This is a genomic window from Sphingopyxis sp. Q841 (genome assembly GCF_052384365.1).
GTDB lineage: Bacteria > Pseudomonadota > Alphaproteobacteria > Sphingomonadales > Sphingomonadaceae > Sphingopyxis > Sphingopyxis terrae_A.
The window spans coordinates 2,007,039-2,026,773 of sequence record NZ_JBQSUM010000001.1; the positions used below are offsets into that span (position 1 = coordinate 2,007,039).

Consider the following 19,735-nt stretch of genomic DNA (forward strand, 5'->3'; position numbering starts at 1 on the left):
CGATGCGCAAGAAATGCTGCTTGCTATCGGTCGCTTGGCATGCTCCTATTTGTGACAGAGGGGGGCGCTGCTACGGCAGCAATCATCAGGATATGTGTAATGCGCCCTTCGCTCTGGGCAGATCGGCTGATGGCCCTTTCGGTCCGCTTCGTCGGGCTCGGCATCCTGGCAGCGGCCCTAGCCGCGGCGGTCGCCAGCTTCTTCTACAACAAGGCGCAGGAGGATGAGCAGGCGACCCGCGTCGCGATGCAGGTCAACGTCCGGCTGCGCGATCAGCTCGCGGTGCTCGAAGGGGTGCGCGCGCTCTATCAGTCCGACACGGCGGCGAGCGGGCCGGGAGTTCGCGCCTTCCTCGCGGCGCTGCGGCCGCAGGTGCGCGCGCCGGGGATGCAGGGGGTCGGCATCGCCGTCGCGATCCAGCAGGATACTCCCGCCGCGGCCGAAGCGCAGCTGCTCGAAAATTACGGCAGGGAGATCAAGGTCTGGCCGCGGACAAGTGAGCCGATCGGCTTTCCCATCGTCCTTGTCGAACCCGACAATGCTCGCAACCGCGGGGCGCTCGGCTACGACATGTACAGCGAATCGATCCGGCGCGAGGCGATGCGCCGCGCCTGGCAGACCGGTCAGCCGGCAGCGAGCGGGATCGTCGAACTGATCCAGGAACGTAGTGCGCAGCATAAGCAGCCGGGCTTCCTGATCTATGTGCCCGTCTACGCCAACCCGCCCGTGGCTGCAGACGCCGCGCCTTCGGCGGTGCCGCCGCCCTCGGCCGGGCAACCGATCGAGGCCTTTGTCTACGCGCCGTTCCGCATCGAGAATCTGATGCGCGCGGTGCTGGGAAACCAGCTCGATACGGTCGACGGGATCGAAGTTTATGCCGGCGAAGGCCCGTCGGCGCCGCTCGTCTTCCGTCATGGCAAGGTTGGCTGGGACGCGCATGAGGAGACGCTGCGCGTCGCCGATCGCCGCTGGACGATGCGGCTGTCCTACGGCCGCTTCATCGACCGGCTGGGCCGTCCGCTCGCGATCCTGCTGTTCGGCGCTGCGCTCGCCTGGCTCGCGGTGCAGTTGCACCGCTTGCAGCATCGCCGCCTCGGCGCGGCGCAGGCGCTGGCGGAGGAGAAGGAGCGTCATGCCGAAGATCGTGAGTTGATGATCGGCGAAATGGCGCACCGCATGAAAAACGCCTTCGCCCGCATCGGCGCGCTCGCGCGGATCACGCTGCGCGAGGTCGACAGCCTCGAGGCGTTCGAGACGAAATTCGACGGGCGACTGCGCGCATTGTCCGATTCGAAGCAGATGCTGGTTACCGGCGCGGTCGATACGGTCGACCTAGGCCGTATCGTCCGCCGCGAGCTCGACATTGCGGGCTGGGACGCACAGCGGCTTGCCGCGGTCGAAGGCCCGGACGTGCGGCTTGACGAAGAGGGCGCGCAGGCTATTGCGCTTGCCGTGCACGAACTGGTGACCAACAGCGTCAAATATGGCGCGCTCGGCGGGAAGGGCGATCTTGCGGTCGGCTGGCGCCGCGACGGCGGCGATGTCGAGCTGTCGTGGATCGAAAGCGGCCTGCCCGAAACCCCGCACATCGAAAGCGAAAGCTTTGGCACCCAGTTCATCCGCTCGCTGATCGAACGCCAGCTCAAGGGGCAATGGACCCGCGCCGCCGCCGATCACGGCCTGTCCATCGTCATTCGCTGGCCCGATCGTGTCGCCACCGCCTGATCCGCGCTGGCATATCTGGATCGATCGCGGCGGCACCTTCACCGATGTCGTCGCGCGCTCGCCGGCGGGCGCGGTCGTCACTGCCAAGTATCTCTCCGAAGACCCGGCGCGCCCTGGCGACGCAGCGGTGGGTGCGATCCGCGACCTGACCGGCGCCGGGACAGGCGCGCTGCCGCCGCTCGCGGTGCGCATGGGGTCGACCGTCGCGACCAACGCGCTGCTCGAACGCAAGGGCGCGCCGACCCTCCTCGCGATCACGCGCGGCTTCGGCGATGCGCTGACCATCGGCTATCAGGATCGCCCCGACCTGTTCGCGCGCCGGCTCGACCGCACACCTCCGCCGCACGCCCAAGTTGCCGAAATCGCCGAGCGCGTCGGTCCCGACGGCGAATTGCTGATCCCGCTCGACGAAGACGCCGCGCGCACCGCGCTGCAAAAGGCGCGTGCGGCGGGAATCGACAGCATCGCGATCATATTGATGCACGGCTATCGCTATCCCGCGCACGAACGGCGCCTGGCAGAGATTGCCGCCGAACTCGGCTTCGCGCAGATTTCGGTCAGCCATGAGGTGAGCGCCCTGATCAAGTTGGTCGGGCGCGGCGACACGACGCTTGCCGACGCCTATCTGTCGCCGGTGCTGCGGCACTATGTCGGCCAGTTCTGCGCCCAGCTTGGCGACGATAGCCGTCCGCAGTTCATGAAAAGCTCGGGCGGGCTCGCATCGGCCGCGGCGTTCCATGGCCGCGATGCGATTCTCTCGGGTCCGGCGGGCGGCATCGTCGGCATGGTCGGCAGCGCCGCGCCGCTGGGCGAGGATCGCCTCATCGGCTTCGACATGGGCGGCACCTCGACCGACGTCAGCCATTATGCCGGGCGGCTCGAACGCGATAACGAAAGCATCGTCGCGGGCACGCGCATCCGGGCGCCGATGCTGCGTATCCACACCGTCGCCGCCGGGGGCGGTTCGATTTGCCGCTGGGACGGTGCGCGCATGCTCGTCGGACCCGAAAGCGCGGGCGCCAATCCCGGCCCCGCCGCCTATGGCCGCGGCGGGCCGCTGACCGTCACCGACTGCAACGTGCTGCTCGGCAAGATTCAGCCCGAACATTTCCCCAGGCTCTTCGGACCGGCCGGCGACCAGCCGCTCGATCGCGCCATCGTCGCCGAAAAATTCGCTGCGCTGGCGGCCGAAGTCGGCGACATCACGCCCGAGGCGCTTGCGGAGGGGCTGCTAGCGATTGCGGTTCAGCAGATGGCGAACGCGATCAAACGTATCACCATCGCGCGCGGACATGATGTGACACAGGGCTACCATCTCGTCGGCTTCGGGGGCGCCGCGGGGCAGCATGTGTGCCTCGTGGCCGACGCATTGGGGATCGACCGGATCCTGCTCCACCCGCTCGCCGGGGTGTTGTCAGCCTATGGTATGGGCCTCGCACGGCCCTCGGCGATCCGCGAGCGCACGCTTGCGCTGCCGCTCGGCGCGAGCTGCGTCGAACCGCTGCACCGCGCGGAGGCCGAACTCGTCGCTCAGGCGCGCGGCGATCTTGCACCCGACGTAACGGTGACGCACGAAACCCTGCTGTTCGTGCGTCTTGCCGACAGCGACAATGCGATCGAGCTGCCGACCGGAGATCCCGCCACGGTGCGCGCTGCCTTCATCGACGCCTTCCGCGGGCGTTTCGGCTATGCGCCGCATGACGATCTGGTCGTCGATCGCATCCGTGTCGAACTGACCGAAGCGGGCGGCGCGCCCGCGGCTCTTCCCGCGCCCGCGCCAGCGGCCGAGGTCGAGGCGGAAACCGTCACCGCCTGGCTCGCGGGCGGACCCTGCGCCGTCCCACTTCATCAGCGCAGCGCGCTTGCTCCCGGCCGCAGCATCACTGGCCCGGCGATCATCGTCGATCCGCTGTCGACGACCGTCGTCGAACCCGGCTGGACGGCAACGGTCGAGCCCGAGGGGACGCTGCGGCTCGCAAAGCCATCGGCCATTCGTCCCGTCGCCTTGCCATCGCAAGGAGGCAGTGACGATCCTGCAGCACCCGATCCCGTGCGCCTCGAAATCTTCAACAGCCTGTTCATGGCGATTGCCGAGGAAATGGGCGGCGCGCTTCAGCACAGCGCTTCGTCGATCAATATTCGCGAACGGCTCGATTTCTCCTGCGCGCTGTTCGACGGCGAAGGGCGGCTCGTCGCCAATGCGCCGCACATGCCGGTGCATCTGGGGTCGATGGGCGAAAGCGTGCGGACCATATTGCGCCAGCGCGGTCCGGGCGCCGACGGTCGCCCGCGCGACGGACGCGGCATCCGGCGCGGCGATGCCTATGCGCTCAACGCCCCCTATGACGGCGGCACCCATTTGCCCGACATCACCGTCATCATGCCGGTGTTCGTCGATACGGGTGCCGATACCCCCGCCTTTTTCGTCGCGGCGCGCGGCCACCACGCCGATCTCGGCGGGATAGCGCCCGGATCGATGCCGCCGGGCAGCCGCAATATCGCAGAAGAAGGCATCATCTTCGACAATATGCTGATCGTCGATGACGGCCATTTCCGCGACGCCGCCGTGCAGGAGCATCTGACCGCAGGCGACCTGCCGGCGCGCAACCCGGCGCTCAACATCGCCGATCTGAAGGCGCAGGTCGCCGCCTGCCAGCGCGGCGCCAGCGGCCTTGCCGACCTCGCCGCCGCGCACGGAAGCGCGACCGTCGCCGCCTATATGGCACATGGTCAGCGTCAGGCGGAGGCGGCGGTGCGTCAGCTCGTCGCGCGGCTGGGCGATGGTCATTTCCGCTATGCGATGGACAATGGCGCCGAAGTCGTCGTCACCGTGTCAGTCGATCGCGCGGCGCGCCACGTCACCATCGACTTTACCGGCTCGTCGGCGACGCTCCCCGATAATTTCAACGCGCCGCTGCCGGTCGTGCGCGCGGCGGTGCTCTATGTGCTGCGCACGATGCTCGACGACCCGATACCGATGAACGAGGGCTGCCTGGCGCCGGTGACATTGATTGTTCCCGACGATTCAATGCTCTCGCCGCGCTTTCCAGCCGCGGTTGTCGCGGGCAATGTCGAGACCAGCCAGGTCATCACCGACGCGCTGTTCGCCGCCTTCGGCGCGATGGCGGGAGCGCAGGGGACGATGAACAATTTCACCTTCGGCAACGAGGCCTACCAATATTATGAAACGATCGCCGGCGGATCGGGCGCTGGCCTCGGCTTCGACGGCACCGCGGTGATCCAGACGCACATGACCAACAGCCGGATGACCGATCCCGAAGTGATGGAGGCGCGCTTCCCGGTGATCGTCGAGGAATTCTCGATCCGCAAAGGTTCGGGCGGTGCGGGCCGCTGGCACGGCGGCGACGGCGCTACGCGCCGCATCCGGTTTCGCGAACCGATGGCTGCGAATATTCTCGCTAATCGTCGTCGGATCGCGCCGTGCGGCCTTGCGGGCGGGGCCGACGGCGCACCGGGCCGCAACTGGATCGAGCGCGCGGACGGGACGACCGAAGAACTGGGCGCGACTGCCAGCGCGGACCTGAGCGCGGGCGACGCCTTCGTCATCGAAACCCCCGGCGGCGGCGGTTATGGCGAAGCGGAGGGGGATTAGATGCTTGTCCTGATCGGGATTGCCATCATCATCGCGGGCTTCCTGCTCCGCTTCAATCCGCTGCTCGTCATCATGGCGTCGGCGCTCGCGACGGGTCTGGCCGCCGGGCTTGACGTCACCGCGATCATCGCCGCCTTCGGCAAGGCGTTTAACGACACACGCTATGTCAGCATCGTCTGGATCGTGCTCCCCGTCATCGGCCTGCTCGAAGCCTATGGGCTTCAGCAGCATGCGCGCTCGCTGATCGGGCGGATCAAGGGCGCGACGCTCGCCCGGCTGCTCGCCTCCTATCTGCTGCTGCGCCAGGCGATGTCGGCGGTCGGGCTGACGTCGGTGGCCGGGCATCCGCAGACGGTGCGTCCGCTCGTCGCGCCGATGGCCGAAGCCGCCGCGGAGGCGCAGGGCGTCGCGCTGAGCGATGCCCAGCGCGACGAGATCCGGGCCTATGCGGCCGCGACCGACAATGTCGGACTGTTTTTCGGCGAAGATATCTTCCTCGCCATCGGGTCGATCCTGCTGATGAAGGGGCTGCTCGAAGGCTATGGCTATGTCATCGAACCGCTGCATTTCTCGGTCTGGGCGATCCCGACCGCGATCGCGGCCTTCCTGATCCACGGCTTCCGGCTGCGGCTGCTCGAAAAGCGGATGCTGCGCGCGCCGGGGCAAGGGATCGGCGCATGATCACGCTCGGTTTCGTCTATGTCCTCGCCGGACTGACCTTCGCGATCTTCGCCGCGCTCGGCCTCGGTGATCGCAGCAATCCCAAACGCTTTGGCAACGCCGCCTTCTGGGGGCTGCTCGCACTGTCGATGCTCGCGGGCGACCGGCTCGGCGATTTCGGCAACGGGCTGCTCGTGCTTGCACTCGTCGCGATCGCCGGGGCGGGCCAGATCGGCCGCGCGCCGGGCGGCGACGTGGCGGCGGGCGTGCAGGCCGAACGCGCAGCGAAATACGGCAATTTCCTGCTTGTCGTCGCGCTCATCATCCCGGCGGTCGCACTCGCCGGCACCTTCCTCTTCAAATGGGTGCCGGGGCTCGCCGATCCGAAGCAGGCGACGCTGATCTCGCTCGGCATCGGCGTGGTGATCGCGCTCGCCGTAGGCATGGCGCAGCTGCGGCCCGCGCTCTTGCTCCCGGCGCAGCAGGGGCGGCGGCTGCTCGACGCGGTCGGCTGGGCGGCGATCCTGCCGCAGATGCTCGCCAGCCTCGGCGCGGTGTTCGCGCTCGCCGGGGTCGGCGAAGTCGTCGGCGACCTGATCGGCGCCGCGATCCCGCAAGGCAGCCTGTTCGGCGCCGTCGTCGCCTTCGGGCTCGGCATGGCGCTCTTCACCATGGTGATGGGCAACGCCTTCGCCGCCTTTCCGGTGATGATCGCGGCGGTCGGCATGCCGCTGCTGATCAAGCAATATGACGGCAACCCCGCGGTCGTCGCCGCGATCGGCATGCTTGCGGGCTTCTGCGGCACGCTGATGACCCCGATGGCGGCGAACTTCAACCTGGTCCCCGCCGCGCTGCTCGAGCTGAAAAACCCCTATGGCGTCATCAAGGTGCAGATCGGCACCGCGATCCCGCTGCTCGCGGTCAATATCCTCTTCATCTGGCTGTTTGCGTTTTAGCGCCGCTTTCAAATTTCCGTTCGCCCTGAGCTCGTCGAAGGGCCATTCTTCATTCTGCAGCGTCGAAAGAGAAGAACGGTGCTTCGACAAGCTCAGCACAAACGGATAGAGAAATTCCGGTAATGACCGACCTCACCCCCGACCACGCCGTCCGCTTTGCCACCGCGACCCTGTCGCATCTCGGCCGCGAATATCCCTACAAGATGGACCTGGTGCTGAACGGGCCGGAGGACGCACGGCCCCCGCGCGAGCATCACCCGATCTTTCACGGCAGTTTCGACTGGCATAGCTGCGTCCATGGCTGGTGGCAGATCCTTCGCCTTGCGCGCCTCTATCCCGATCTTCCCGTTGCGGCCGAGATCCGCGCGCGCGCCGATGCGATGCTCGTGCCGGGCAAGGTCGCGGGCGAGCTTGCCTTTCTGGACCGGCCGATGTCGGCGGGTTTCGAACGTCCCTATGGCTGGGCGTGGCTCCTCGCGCTCCATGCAGAGGCCGAACAGCACAACGCCCCCTGGGCCGTCGCGCTCGAACCGCTCGCGCTCGCCTTTGCGGCGCGTTTCCACGCCTTCCTGCCCAAGCTCACCTATCCCTTGCGCGTCGGCACCCATTTCAACATCGCTTTCGCGCTGCTCCTCGCGCGCCACTGGGCCGCGCTCCGCGACCCCGCGCTCGTCGCGCTTATCGATGCCCGCGCGCGCGACTGGTTCGCCGGCGACCGCGATTGTCAGGCATGGGAACCCGGCGGCGACGAATTTCTCTCCTCGGCGTTGACCGAGGCGCATCTGATGGCGGTCGTGCTCGGCGACGCCTTCCCGGTGTGGTTCGAGGTCTTCCTGCCCCGCGCCGCTGCGCATCAACCCGCAACGCTTTTCACCCCCGCCACCGTGTCGGACCGCAGCGACGGCAAGATCGCGCATCTCGACGGCCTCAATCTCAGCCGCGCCTGGTGCTGGCGTGCGATCGCCGCCAAGCTCGGCGCGGCGCACCCCGTTGCCCCCGTCGCCGAAGCTGCCGCCGAGCAGCACCTCGCCGCCGCGCTCCCGCACGTCACCGGCGACTATATGGGCGAACATTGGCTCGCGAGCTTCGCGCTCCTGGCATTGGACGGCCTCGCCGATTGACAAGCCCCGGCGTGGACGCAAGAGACGGCGTAAGAGGGGAGACGGACTGCACATGAAAACCCTGCGCCCGACATCGTTCGACGTCGCCGAGCGCGCGGGCGTGTCGCAGTCGACCGTCTCGCGCGCGCTGCGCAGCAGCCCCGGCGTCAACGCCGAAACGCGCGCCCGCGTCGCGCAGGCGGCGGCCGAGCTTGGCTATGTTGTCGATCGCCACGCCTCGTCGCTCCGCCTCAAAAGCAGCGAGACGATCGCGCTCGTTACTATCTGCCGCCCAGGCGAAGACCGCAGCGCGATCAACCCTTTCTACTTTGCGCTGCTCGGCAGCATCGCCGCCGCCACCTCGGCACGCGGCTTCAACCTGCTCGTTTCCTTTCAGGAGAGCGAAGCCAATTTCCGCGCCGATTTCGTTCGCTCGGGGCTCGCCGACGCGATGATCGTCATCGGCACGACCAGCAACCGCGCCGCGTGGGATTATTTCGCCGCGGCGCAGGCATCGGGGCATGATTTCACCTGCTGGGGCAGCCCCGGCGGGGACTTCCACTGGATGCGCAGCGATAATGAGGTGGGCGGGCGCCTCGCCGCCGATCATCTCGTCGCCTCAGGCCGTCGCCGCCTCGCCTTCGTCGGCCCGCAGCGCTCGCCGCAGCGCCAGTTCGACGAGCGCCGCGACGGCTTCACCGCAGCGCTCGCCGCGCAAGGCCTCGCCCCCATCCTCGCCGAGCCGCCGCCGGCGGAAGATCGCCATGCAGAGGGCATCGCCGCCGCGCGTGCTCTGCTCGCCGCGCATCCCGACATCGACGGTATTTTCGCTGCCAGCGACATGCTCGCGCTGGGGGTGCTACAGGGGATCAAGGATATGGGGCGCAGCGTGCCCGGCGACGTCGCGCTGATCGGCTTCGACGGCATTCGCGCCGGCACGCTCGCCGACCCAGCGCTCACCACGATCGAGCCCGATCTCGACGCCGCGGGTGAGGCGCTCGTCGCCATGGCGCTGGAGGATGATGCCCACGCCCGCGACGGCACCCGCATACCCGTCCGCCTCGCGGTGCGCGGTACTGCCTGACGCGATTGTTCGGGCGGGATCGTCATCCCGAATAACAAAGCTTCGGGACCGCGGCGCTTTGTGTCCTGGTCCGGGGAAATTTCGGGCGCCGCCCGTGGACGAAAGGCCGGGTTCGCGTGCATCGTCCACCGCCACCCCCTTGCAATTCCTGCCTTCCGGCGTAAGGCGGCGCGGACATAAACCCGCGCGTGCGACTCCGCTTGCCCCGCTCTCCTGGCTTGGGCGGCCGGCCGTCATTCCCCGCCGCGCCAACATGGGGACTGCTGACCTATGACCACCACCGGCCACGACACGCTCGGAACCCGCTCGACGCTGAATGTCGGCGGCAAGAGTTACGCCTATTATTCGCTCGAAAAGGCGGCAGCAAAGCTGGGCGATGTTTCGCGCCTGCCGTTCAGCATGAAGGTGCTGCTCGAAAATCTGCTGCGCTTCGAGGACGGCGGCTTCACCGTTTCGACCGATGACGTCCAGGCGCTGGTCGACTGGCAGAAGGATCCCCATTCGAACCGCGAAATCCAGTATCGCCCGGCGCGCGTGCTGCTGCAGGATTTCACCGGCGTTCCCTGCGTCGTTGACCTTGCCGCGATGCGCGATGCGATTGCCAAGCTCGGCGGCGACACGACCAAGATCAACCCGCTCGTCCCCGTCCACCTCGTCATCGACCACTCGGTCATGGTCGACGAATTCGGCACGCCCAAGGCGTTCGAGCAGAATGTCGAGATTGAATATTATCGCAACGGCGAACGCTATGACTTCCTGAAATGGGGGTCGAAGTCGCTGTCGAACTTCAAGGCGGTGCCTCCCGGCACCGGCATCTGCCACCAGGTCAACCTCGAGCATATCGCGCAGGCGGTGTGGTCGAGCGAGGATGCCGACGGCACCACCGTCGCCTATCCCGACACCTGCGTCGGCACCGACAGCCACACGACGATGATCAACGGCCTCGGCGTCCTCGGCTGGGGTGTCGGCGGGATTGAAGCGGAAGCCGCGATGCTCGGCCAGCCCGTGTCGATGCTGATCCCCGAAGTCGTTGGCTTCAAATTCACCGGCAAGCTGAAGGAAGGCGTCACCGCGACCGACCTCGTGCTCACCGCGACGCAGATGCTGCGCGCCAAGGGCGTCGTCGGCCGCTTCGTCGAATATTTCGGCCCCGGCCTCGCTTCGCTGAGCCTCGCCGACCGCGCGACGCTCGCCAATATGGCGCCCGAATATGGCGCGACGTGCGGCTTCTTCGGCATCGACGACAAGACGATCGATTACATGCGCCTGACCGGCCGCAGCGAAGAAAATATCGCGCTGGTCGAAGCCTATGCGAAGGCGCAGGGGCTGTGGATCGTCGACGGCGCGGCGGACCCTGTATTCACAGACACGCTCGAACTCGACCTGTCGACCGTCGTCCCGTCGCTCGCCGGGCCGAAGCGGCCGCAGGACCGGGTCTCGCTTCCCGATGTCGACGATGTGTTCAATGCCGACATGGCAAAGGTCTATAACAAGGCGCAGACGCGCGTGCCGGTCGAGGGCAAGGATTTCGACATCGGCGACGGCGACGTCACCATCGCCGCGATCACCAGCTGCACCAACACCTCGAACCCCGGCGTTCTCGTTGCCGCGGGGCTCGTCGCCAAAAAGGCCGACGAGCTGGGCCTGAAGCCCAAGCCGTGGGTCAAGACCAGCCTCGCGCCGGGATCGCAGGTCGTAACCGACTATCTCGAAAAGGCCGGGCTGCAGAAGCATCTCGACAATATCGGCTTCAACCTCGTGGGCTATGGCTGCACGACGTGCATCGGCAACTCGGGTCCGCTTGCCGAGCCGATTTCGAAGGCGATCAACGAGAATGGCCTCGTCGCCGCGGCGGTCATTTCGGGCAACCGCAACTTCGAAGGCCGCGTGTCGCCTGACGTGCGCGCCAACTTCCTCGCCTCTCCGCCGCTCGTTGTCGCCTATGCGCTCAAGGGCACGGTGATCGAGGATTTCACCACCACCCCGATCGGCACCGGCAAGGACGGGCAGGACGTTTTCCTCAAGGACATCTGGCCGACCAACCAGGAAGTCGCCGACATGGTCGCCGGCGCGGTCGACCGCGACATGTTCGAGGCGCGCTACGCGCACGTCTACAAGGGCGACGCGCACTGGCAGAAGATCGAGGTCGAGGGCAGCGACACCTATCAGTGGCGCGCTGGCTCGACCTATGTCGCCAACCCGCCCTATTTCGAGGGCATGTCGATGACGCCGGCACCGGTCAGCGACATCGTCGGCGCAAAGCCGCTTGCGATCCTCGGCGACAGCATCACCACCGACCATATTTCTCCGGCGGGCAGCATCAAGGCGGACTCGCCGGCCGGAAAATGGCTGATGGAACATCAGGTCAGCAAGGCCGACTTCAACAGCTATGGCGCACGCCGCGGCCACCACGAAGTGATGATGCGCGGCACCTTCGCCAACATCCGCATCAAGAATGAAATGGTCCCGGGCATCGAAGGCGGCATGTCGCGTTATGGCCAGGAAGTCATGCCGATCTACGACGCCGCGATGCGCCACAAGGCCGATGGCACCCCGCTCGTGGTGATCGCCGGCAAGGAATATGGCACCGGCTCGTCGCGCGACTGGGCGGCGAAGGGCACTAACCTGCTCGGCGTCCGCGCCGTCATCGTCGAAAGCTTCGAGCGCATCCACCGCTCGAACCTTGTCGGCATGGGCGTGCTGCCGCTCCAGTTCCTCGAGGGGCAGACCCGCGAGACGCTGGGCCTGACCGGCGACGACAGCTTCACCATCACGGGTATCGCCGACATCAAGCCGCGCCAGACGGTGACGGTCGAGGTCACGCGCCCCGACGGCTCGACCTTCAGCTTCGATACGCTGTGCCGCATCGACACCGCGAACGAGGTCGAATATTATATGAACGGCGGCATCCTGCACTATGTGCTGCGCAAGCTCGCGGCCTGATTGCCGCAGGATAATCGGCAACACGCGCCCGCCCCCTTACCGGGGCGGGCGTTTTCTTTGGGAATAGGGCGATGAACCTGCTTCAGATCATGATCGAGGTGATCGGCTGGACCGCGGCCGCGATCATTCTGGCAAGCTATGTGCTGCTCTCGCTCGGCAAGCTCGAACCGCGCGGCGCGGCCTATCAATGGATGAACGTCGTCGGCGCCACCGGCTTCGTCATCAATTCGGGCTATAACGGTGCCCTGCCGTCCGCCGGCCTCAACATCATCTGGGCCGCGATCGGCCTTTTCACGCTGTGGAACGTGCGCCGCCTCAGCCGCGCGGACAGGTGCTGACCCCGAGCAGCGAATAGGCGGGACAGCGGCTCGACAGGCCGGTGAGCAGCGGCACCACCCCGATATAGCCCCACGGGCCGATACGCTCGTACGCGGCGAGAACGATCAGCATTACGCCAATGACGATCCGCAGCAGGCGGTCGATTGTGCCAACATTGCGTGCAAACATCTCCAGACTCCCGATTGCATGTGCGACACCGAAGTTCTGACGCGCGCGCGGCGCGCGGTCATTGCGCTGGATCAAGAGACGCGGCCCGCCCCATTCGGGTCCGGCCGGGGATGGTGGGCGCTGACGGGCTCGAACCGCCGACCCTCTCGGTGTAAACGAGATGCTCTACCAACTGAGCTAAGCGCCCCACGCCGTGGGAGCGGCGCCCCTGCCACAGCCAGACGTCGCTGGCAAGTCGCTGGCGTGTCAGCCGGGTGAGGGCAGGCCGCAGTCGTCGCCCAGCGCCAGCTCGCGGTTCACCCCGATCGCATCCAGAAAGGCCGGATCGTGGCTGACGACGATGAGCGCGCCGTCATAGGCCGCGAGCCCGGTTTCGATCGCGGCGAGCGAATCGAGATCGAGATGATTGCCGGGTTCATCGAGGATCAGCATCTGCGGTGGCTGCGGCGCGCCGAGGACGCAGGCGAGCCCGGCGCGAAGCACCTGCCCGCCGCTGAGCGTGCCGACGATGCGATCGGCGGCGTCGGCGCGAAAGCGGAAGCGTGCGAGCGCGGCGCGGCAGGCATTGTTGCCGACCCCGGGGTTGCGCCGCAGGAAATTGTCGGCGATCGAAAGTAGCGGATCGAGCAGCGCGACGCGCTGATCGAACAGCGCGAACGGCACACCGACGCGCACGCTCCCCGACCAGGGCGTCAGTGTTCCGGCGATCAGCGCGAGCAGCGTCGATTTGCCCGATCCGTTCGGGCCGGTGATTGCCAATCGCTCGGGTCCCGTGATCGTGAACGACAAATCATCGATGACGGGTGCGCCGCCGTCATAGCCCGCGCGGACATGCTCCAACGCAACGACCGTCCGCGAAGCCGGGAGACCCGTCGACGGCAGCGCGATCGCCAGCGGATCGACGATCTCGATCCGGCTGCGCGCCGCGGCGAGCGCCTGCTCGGCCTGTCCCTGCTGGCGTTCGGCCAGCCGCCCGGCGGCAGCGCGTGATTCTTCGGCGCGGCGCTGCATTGCCCCCATCACAATGCGCGGCATGTCGCCGCGCGCCGCATTTTTCCGGCCCCGCGAATCGCGGCGATCCTGCCGCTCGGCGGCGGCCTGCGCTTGGCGCTGGGCCTGATCGACGCGCTTCTCTGCGGTGGCAAGCTCGGCCTCAAGGGCCGCCTGTTCGACCGCCTTGCGCGCGGAATAGGCGCTCCAGCCGCCGCCATAGCGCGCGGCGCCCGTCGCGGTCAGTTCGACGATCGCATCCATCTCCTCGAGCAGTTGGCGGTCGTGACTGACGACGATCGCGCCGCCCTGCCAGTCGCGCAGGATCGCGCGCACCGCCTCCCGGCCCTGCCGGTCGAGATTGTTGGTCGGTTCGTCAAGCAGCAGAAAATCGGGCTGCTCGAATATCGCGCCGGCGAGCGCGGCGCGCGTGCGTTGTCCACCCGAAAGATGCACAAGCGGCGTCGCGACATCGAGCGGCAGGTCGACACCGGCCAGCGCCTCGTCGATCCGCGAAGCCAGCGTCCAGTCGGCCTCTGCGATGTCGTCGAGCGACGCCGTCCCCGCTTCGGCGCGCGCGAGCAGGGCCAGCGCCGGGCGCGCGCCGAACAGGTCGGCAATTGTCGCATCGGCGGCAACCTGCACCGTCTGGTGCAGCATGGCGATGCGCGCGCCGCGGCTGATCGCGCCGTTCGTCGGCGTTGCCTCACCCGCGATCAGGCGCAACAGGGTCGACTTGCCGACGCCATTGCGACCGACGATACCCGTGCGTTCCGGGCGAAACTGAAGGTCGAGATCGGAAAATATGCGGCGACCGTCGGGGGTCGACCAGCCGAGGCGGGAGAGGGTGATCGTAGACATGGAAAAGGCTTTCCTGAAGGCAAGGCTAGGGGCGATGCGTTCAGTTGCGGTCCATGATCCTCCGACTCCTTAAAAAGATGACGGATGACAGATAACGTCCCGGTGGCGACCGGGCAAGAGCGGGCCGACGTTAGAGCCAGCCGATCCGCTTGAAGCGCCAATAGAGGAGCGCGCACACGCTGCCCATCAAGGCAAGCGCGAAGGGGTAGCCGAAGGTCCAGCCGAGTTCGGGCATATGCTCGAAATTCATGCCGTAAATGCCGGCGATCGCGGTGGGTACGGCCAGAATGGCGGCCCAGGCCGCAAGCTGGCGCGTGATCGCGCCCTGCCGCTGCTGTTCGAGCAGATTGTTGGTGTCGACGACCGACGCCGCGACATCACGCAATCCGACGAGGCGGAATTCGGCGCGCTGCACATGGTCCCAGATGTCGCGGAAAAAGGGGCGCACGGCATCGTCGATGCACGGCAGGTCGGCATCGCTGGTCAGGCGTGATGCGACATCCTTCATCAATCCGACCAGGCGTTGAAAGCGGATGATCTCGTGCCGCTGGCCGTAAAGATGCCGGATGTCGTCGGCGTCGAGCGGCGTGTCCATGACGCTTTCCTCGACCGTAAGCAGCCGGTCCTCGATCGCGTCGATCACCGGGAAATAGCCGTCGACGATGAAATCGAGAATCGCATAAAGTACATAATCGGGGCCGTGCGCCAGTTTCGCCGGCAAGGATTCGAGCCGCGCGCGCACCTCGCTGTGCGTCCGCGCCGACCCGTGACGGACACTTACGATGAAATGGCGACCAAGGAAGAAGGCGGTTTCGCCCGACTGGATCGTGTCGCCATCGCGATTGCCGGTGCTGGCGACGACGAACAATTGCTCGCCATAGGCTTCGACCTTCGGCAGCTGGTTGGCCTTCAGCGCGTCCTCGACCGCCAGCGGATGCAGGCCGAAGCGCCTGGCGATCCCCTCCAGCTCGCCGGGGGTCGGCTCGAACAGGCCGAGCCAGAAAAAGTCGCCCGGATCGCAATGATCGGGAATGGCCTCGTTCGGGCCCAGCTCACGCACGAGCTTGCCATCATTATAGAGACGGGCGGCCTTGATCGGCATCGTCAAACTCCCTCGACTGCCCGCTGCAGATAGCGGCACGGGCGGCCGAGGGAAATAACTCAGGCCGGAAAGGCGTCGCGTACGCGGCGTTCGAGCACCGCAAGCGGGATGCGTCCGGCCCCGAGCACGACGTCGTGGAAGCGCTTGATGTCATAATCCCGGTGCGACGAAACCTCATCACGCAGCCGGCTGATCGCGGTCTGACCGACCTTGTACGAACAGGCTTGCCCCGGATAGACGATGTAGCGGTCGATCTCGGTTCGCGCCGAACTTGGCGTTTCGGACGAGTTTTCGACCATGAATTCGATCGCCTGCTGGCGATTCCAGCCCTTGGCGTGCAGCCCGGTATCGACGACGAGGCGTGAGGCGCGAAACGCATAGGACGCCAGATAGCCGATCTCGCCGAGCGGATCGTCGCCGTACATCCCGAGCTCGGCGGCAACCTGCTCGGCATACAGCCCCCAGCCTTCGCCATAGGCCGTGACGTAAGAGGATTGGCGGTAAAGCGGCAATGCCGCGTCCTCGAACTTCAGGGCATTTTCGAACAGATGCCCCGGCGCTCCCTCGTGAAAGGCGAGCGTCGGCAGCGTGTAGCGCGGCCACTCGTGCGTATCGCGCAGGTTGATGAAGAAAATGCCCGGGCGCGACCCGTCGGGGGTGCCGGCCTGCGCCGAACCGCCAGGAGCGCCGATCTCGATCTCGGGCGGGACGCGGCGGATTTCATAGGGCGCGCGCGGCATCCGGCTGAACACTTGCGGCAGGCGGGCGCGAATGGTGGTGAGCCGATCGTTGAGATAGGCGAGCAGCGCCGCGCGCCCCGTATCGTCATTGGCGAACAACTGGCCGTCGGTTGCGGTCAGCGCGTCGAGCCGCTGGCGTAGGCTGCCCTCTTTGAAGCCCTGCGCGGTGAGCAGCTTGTCCATGCGCGCGTGCAGATCGGCAAGCTGGTCGAGCCCCAATTGATGGATCTGCTCGGCGGTCATGTCGGTGGTCGTGTGCTGCGCCAGCGTCGCCGCATAATAGGCGGGACCGTCCGGAAGGCGCGATACGCCCGCCTCGTCACCGGCCTTAGGCAGCAGCGCCGTCAGCACCTCGATCTGACGCGTCAGAGCAGCGCGGATCGGACCTTCGAATATCACCTGCGCGCGCGCATCATAGCCGGTGAGGCCGATGGCGTTGGCGCGGCGGGCGAGCGAGGCGACGATCGTCTTCGACGCCGCATCGCCGTCACGCAAACGGCCGAGCTGCTGCAGGGCCTGTTCGATGATGAAGCGCGGCGCGACGACGCCCATCGCGGCATTGGCGCGCACGATCGCGCTATCATCGTCGAGGAGCGCCGGCGTTGCCTCCATTCGCGCGATATAGGCATCGGCGTCGGCCTTGGTCTTCACCGGATGCTGGCTGTCGAGAAAGGTGCTGACGCCGGTATAGAAGCCGCCGAGCTGCGTGACTGCATAGGGACCGGCGCGGTGCGCAAAGCCGCCGGTGTGATAGGGGAAGCGGGCCAGTCGCTGGCGGGCCACAAGATCGAATTCGGCGCTGTCATAGGCCACCCGCGCATTATCGCCGAGCGCACCGCGATCGATCGCGCGTAGTGCGGCAAGGTCGGTGTCGATCCGGCGGTCGCGTGCGGTCCGCGCGGCGGCCGACCAGTCGGGAAATCGCGCTCGCAGCCCGGCGCGCGCACCGATATCGAGGCCCAGGCTCGCGGCGCGGGTCGGGTCATCGATCAGCGCCTGATCGAACTGGCGGGTGAGCAGTGCATCGAGGCGCGCGTCGGCGCTGTCCGCACCCCATGCCGGCATCGCAAGCCCCGCCGATGCCATGCCCATGCCCGCCAGCAGCGTCCGGCGATCCAGTGCGAAATCGATCATGGTTGTCCTCCTATCATGCCGCGACCCTATGGTTTCGGGGGCTTTGCCGCAAGCATGTGTGTTGGTCGAATAAAACCCCTTGCCAAGCATGCGCTACAAATGTAGCACGCTACAAATGTAGCGCGAAAGGTGATTCGCATGTTGTCGAGCTTGCCCCCGCGGGAACGCGAAATTGTCGATATTCTTTACGAACGTGGCGCGTCGACCGTGACTGAAATCGGCGAGGCTTTGCCCGCCGAACTGTCCGGATCGGCGATCCGCGCGATGCTCAAGCGGCTCGAGGCCAAGGGCTTCGTTGTGCGCGAGGCATCGGATCGCGGCTTTCTCTATGCGCCGAGCGTCGAGGAGAAGACGGCGAGCAAATCGGCGCTGACCCAGGTGGTGCGCGTCTTTTTCAACGGATCGGCGACCAGCGCCGCCGCGGCGCTGCTCGGCATGCAGGACAAGATGAGTGCGGGCGATCTCGATGAGCTGGAAAAGCTGATCGCCGAAGCGCGCGAAGGGAGGACAAAATGATGATCACCGCCGCGACCCTGCTGGGTCTTGCCTGGAAATCGGCGATCATCGCCGGGCTGACGCTGCTGTTGCTGCGCCTCGCGCGGTCGCGTTCGGCAGGCGAGCGTTCGCTTATCGCGCATGCCGGGCTGGCGGCGCTGCTGCTGCTGCCGGTGGCGACGCTGGCGCTTCCCGAATGGGCCCCGCTGCCCGCCGACTGGGTCGAAGCATCTGCGCCTGCAATGTCGGCGCCACCGGCGGTTGTCGAGGCGCCTCCCGCGGCGGCGGCTCAGCCCGGCGCTGCGGCGCCGGCCATGGCTGCGGATAGCAAAGCCGATGCCGGTTGGACGCTGCCCGCGATGGCCGACCTCGCCATCTGGGTGTACAGCTTTCCCCTGTTCCTGCTTGCCCTTTTGATGACGGTTGCCGTGGTGCGGCTGTTCGCGATGCGCGGCCGAGCCGATGTGCTGGTTCAGCCTTCGTGGCTGTCGGCGCTCGCCGAAGCGCAGCGGCGGATGGGCTTCAAGCATGGGACAGCGCTGCTGGTCAGCAACGAACTGCGCTCGCCGATCAGTTGGGGCGTGGTCCGCCCGACGATCGTGCTTAACCCGGCCGCCGTCGATGCCGTGGCCGAGGCCGAGGCGATCATCGCGCACGAACTGGCGCATGTCGCGCGGCTCGACTGGGCGAAGCTGCTCGCGGCGCGCCTTGCCTGCGCGCTGTTCTGGTTCAATCCGCTCGTCTGGATGCTGGCGCGCGAGAGCCATCAATTGCGCGAGGAAGCGGCCGATGATGCCGTGCTGCTCGCCGACATCGACGGTCCCGACTATGCCTCGCTGCTCGTCGGCGCGGCGCGTCACGACAATCAGGGCGCGCTGCTTGCCGCCCATGGGGTCGCGCCGGCGCAGAACAGCCTGAAGCGCCGGATCACCCGCGTCCTCGACGGCAGCCTGAAGCGCGGACCCGCCAGCGCGAGCTGGGTTCTGATGAGCCTGGTGCTGCTCGCCGGCGTATCGGCGCCGCTCGCCGCCTTTTCCGCGACTGCCACACCGTCCGCGTCGGGGCCTGTCCACACCCCCGTCGCAACCGCCCCGGCCGCGGCATTGCAGTCCGCCGCGGCCGTGGGTTCGGCGGGCGAGCGGACCGACAAGCCGGCCCCTGCTACTGCCCGCAAGCCGCTGTCGCCCGACGATCTTGTCGGCATGCGCGCGGTCGGCGTGACACCCGACGATGTCCGCAAGATGCGCGAAAGCGGCCATGCTGATGCCGACGACATTATCGCGGCCAAGGCGACCGGCGTCGACCCGGCCTATATCAATGCGATGCGCCGTGTCTTTCCGAACGCCGACGTCGGCGATCTGGTTGGCGCGAAAGCGGTGGGCATCGACCCGGCCTATGCCCGCGACATGCGCCGCTATTTCCCCGATGTGAATCTCGACGATCTGACGGCGATGCGGGCCATGGGCGTCACCGGCGACTATGTCCGCCAGATGCGTGCCGCGGGCCGCGCGATGCGCGACCCCGACGACGCGATCGAGGCGCGCGCGCTGGGCAATTGGGGCGGGGCCTATAGCGAAGTCCGGTCCAGTTCGGGCGCGACCGCGCGCATCGGCTCGGACGGAACGCTCGAGGCGCGCAGCGCCGACGGCAAGGTCACGCGGATAAGTCCGCCGCGCCCGCCAGCGCCGCCCGAAAATCCCGCGGCGCCGCAGGACTGACCCTTCGGCCACTGGCCGAAGCCAAGCCGCCGCTCATCGAAGCCTGATTTTGAAACGCCGCTGCGGCGGCGAGCGATGATGCTCGCCCGGCGCACGGAGGAGGAGTG

14 protein-coding genes and 1 tRNA gene are annotated in these 19,735 nt (G+C 67.0%); 10 read left to right on the top strand and 5 right to left on the bottom strand.

Features of this window, described 5'->3' with window-relative positions:
* Positions 1 to 99: 99 nt before the first annotated feature.
* From ACT17R_RS09960 to ACT17R_RS09995, 8 genes are all read left to right on the top strand, one after another.
* Complete coding sequence (locus ACT17R_RS09960) at positions 100 to 1,725, top strand: CHASE domain-containing protein (RefSeq protein WP_186401246.1); 1,626 nt, start codon at positions 100 to 102, stop codon at positions 1,723 to 1,725.
* The gene (locus tag ACT17R_RS09965) at positions 1,709 to 5,338 is read left to right on the top strand and encodes a hydantoinase B/oxoprolinase family protein (protein WP_444809353.1); all 3,630 of its coding nucleotides are present in this window, start codon (positions 1,709 to 1,711) and stop codon (positions 5,336 to 5,338) included. The genes ACT17R_RS09960 and ACT17R_RS09965 overlap by 17 nt, the downstream gene beginning before the upstream one ends.
* Entirely contained in the window at positions 5,339 to 6,019 is a 681-nt protein-coding gene (locus ACT17R_RS09970) for a DUF969 domain-containing protein (protein WP_062901126.1), read from the top strand.
* Positions 6,016 to 6,954: a DUF979 domain-containing protein gene (locus ACT17R_RS09975; RefSeq protein WP_062901125.1), complete on the top strand. Its 939-nt coding sequence runs from the start codon at positions 6,016 to 6,018 to the stop codon at positions 6,952 to 6,954. The genes ACT17R_RS09970 and ACT17R_RS09975 overlap by 4 nt, the downstream gene beginning before the upstream one ends.
* Positions 6,955 to 7,076: 122 nt before the next feature.
* A complete protein-coding gene (locus ACT17R_RS09980; protein WP_186401244.1) occupies positions 7,077 to 8,075 on the top strand; it encodes a DUF2891 domain-containing protein in 999 nt (332 codons plus the stop codon).
* 52 nt (positions 8,076 to 8,127) lie between these two features.
* On the top strand, positions 8,128 to 9,138 hold the full coding sequence (locus tag ACT17R_RS09985) for a LacI family DNA-binding transcriptional regulator (protein ID WP_062901123.1): 1,011 nt from the start codon (positions 8,128 to 8,130) through the stop codon (positions 9,136 to 9,138).
* A 270-nt stretch (positions 9,139 to 9,408) separates the two neighbouring features.
* Positions 9,409 to 12,081 (top strand): aconitate hydratase AcnA, encoded by a 2,673-nt coding sequence (gene acnA, locus ACT17R_RS09990; RefSeq protein WP_062901122.1) that lies wholly within the window; start codon positions 9,409 to 9,411, stop codon positions 12,079 to 12,081.
* A 71-nt stretch (positions 12,082 to 12,152) separates the two neighbouring features.
* Positions 12,153 to 12,419, top strand: a complete 267-nt coding sequence (locus tag ACT17R_RS09995; protein ID WP_003043326.1) for a CBU_0592 family membrane protein — start codon at positions 12,153 to 12,155, stop codon at positions 12,417 to 12,419.
* Here ACT17R_RS09995 and ACT17R_RS10000 read toward each other — a convergent pair.
* From ACT17R_RS10000 to ACT17R_RS10020, 5 genes are all read right to left on the bottom strand, one after another.
* Positions 12,397 to 12,588 carry a YgaP family membrane protein gene (locus ACT17R_RS10000; protein WP_062903031.1) on the bottom strand — a complete coding sequence of 64 codons (192 nt, stop codon included), beginning with the start codon at positions 12,586 to 12,588 and terminating at the stop codon, positions 12,397 to 12,399. The two genes, ACT17R_RS09995 and ACT17R_RS10000, sit on opposite strands and share 23 nt — an antisense overlap.
* A gap of 111 nt (positions 12,589 to 12,699) precedes the next feature.
* Positions 12,700 to 12,775, bottom strand: a tRNA-Val gene (locus tag ACT17R_RS10005).
* A gap of 59 nt (positions 12,776 to 12,834) precedes the next feature.
* Complete coding sequence (locus ACT17R_RS10010) at positions 12,835 to 14,439, bottom strand: ABC-F family ATP-binding cassette domain-containing protein (RefSeq protein ID WP_062901121.1); 1,605 nt, start codon at positions 14,437 to 14,439, stop codon at positions 12,835 to 12,837.
* A 130-nt stretch (positions 14,440 to 14,569) separates the two neighbouring features.
* Positions 14,570 to 15,541 carry a magnesium and cobalt transport protein CorA gene (locus tag ACT17R_RS10015; protein WP_062901120.1) on the bottom strand — a complete coding sequence of 324 codons (972 nt, stop codon included), beginning with the start codon at positions 15,539 to 15,541 and terminating at the stop codon, positions 14,570 to 14,572.
* A gap of 59 nt (positions 15,542 to 15,600) precedes the next feature.
* Positions 15,601 to 17,415, bottom strand: a complete 1,815-nt coding sequence (locus ACT17R_RS10020; protein ID WP_062901119.1) for a DUF885 domain-containing protein — start codon at positions 17,413 to 17,415, stop codon at positions 15,601 to 15,603.
* Between the two features lie 138 nt (positions 17,416 to 17,553).
* On the opposite strand from ACT17R_RS10020, the gene ACT17R_RS10025 reads away from it, so the two are divergent.
* On the top strand, positions 17,554 to 17,931 hold the full coding sequence (locus ACT17R_RS10025) for a BlaI/MecI/CopY family transcriptional regulator (protein WP_003043189.1): 378 nt from the start codon (positions 17,554 to 17,556) through the stop codon (positions 17,929 to 17,931).
* On the top strand, positions 17,928 to 19,628 hold the full coding sequence (locus ACT17R_RS10030) for a M56 family metallopeptidase (RefSeq protein WP_062901118.1): 1,701 nt from the start codon (positions 17,928 to 17,930) through the stop codon (positions 19,626 to 19,628). Before ACT17R_RS10025 ends, ACT17R_RS10030 begins: the two co-directional genes overlap by 4 nt.
* Positions 19,629 to 19,735 lie beyond the last annotated feature (107 nt).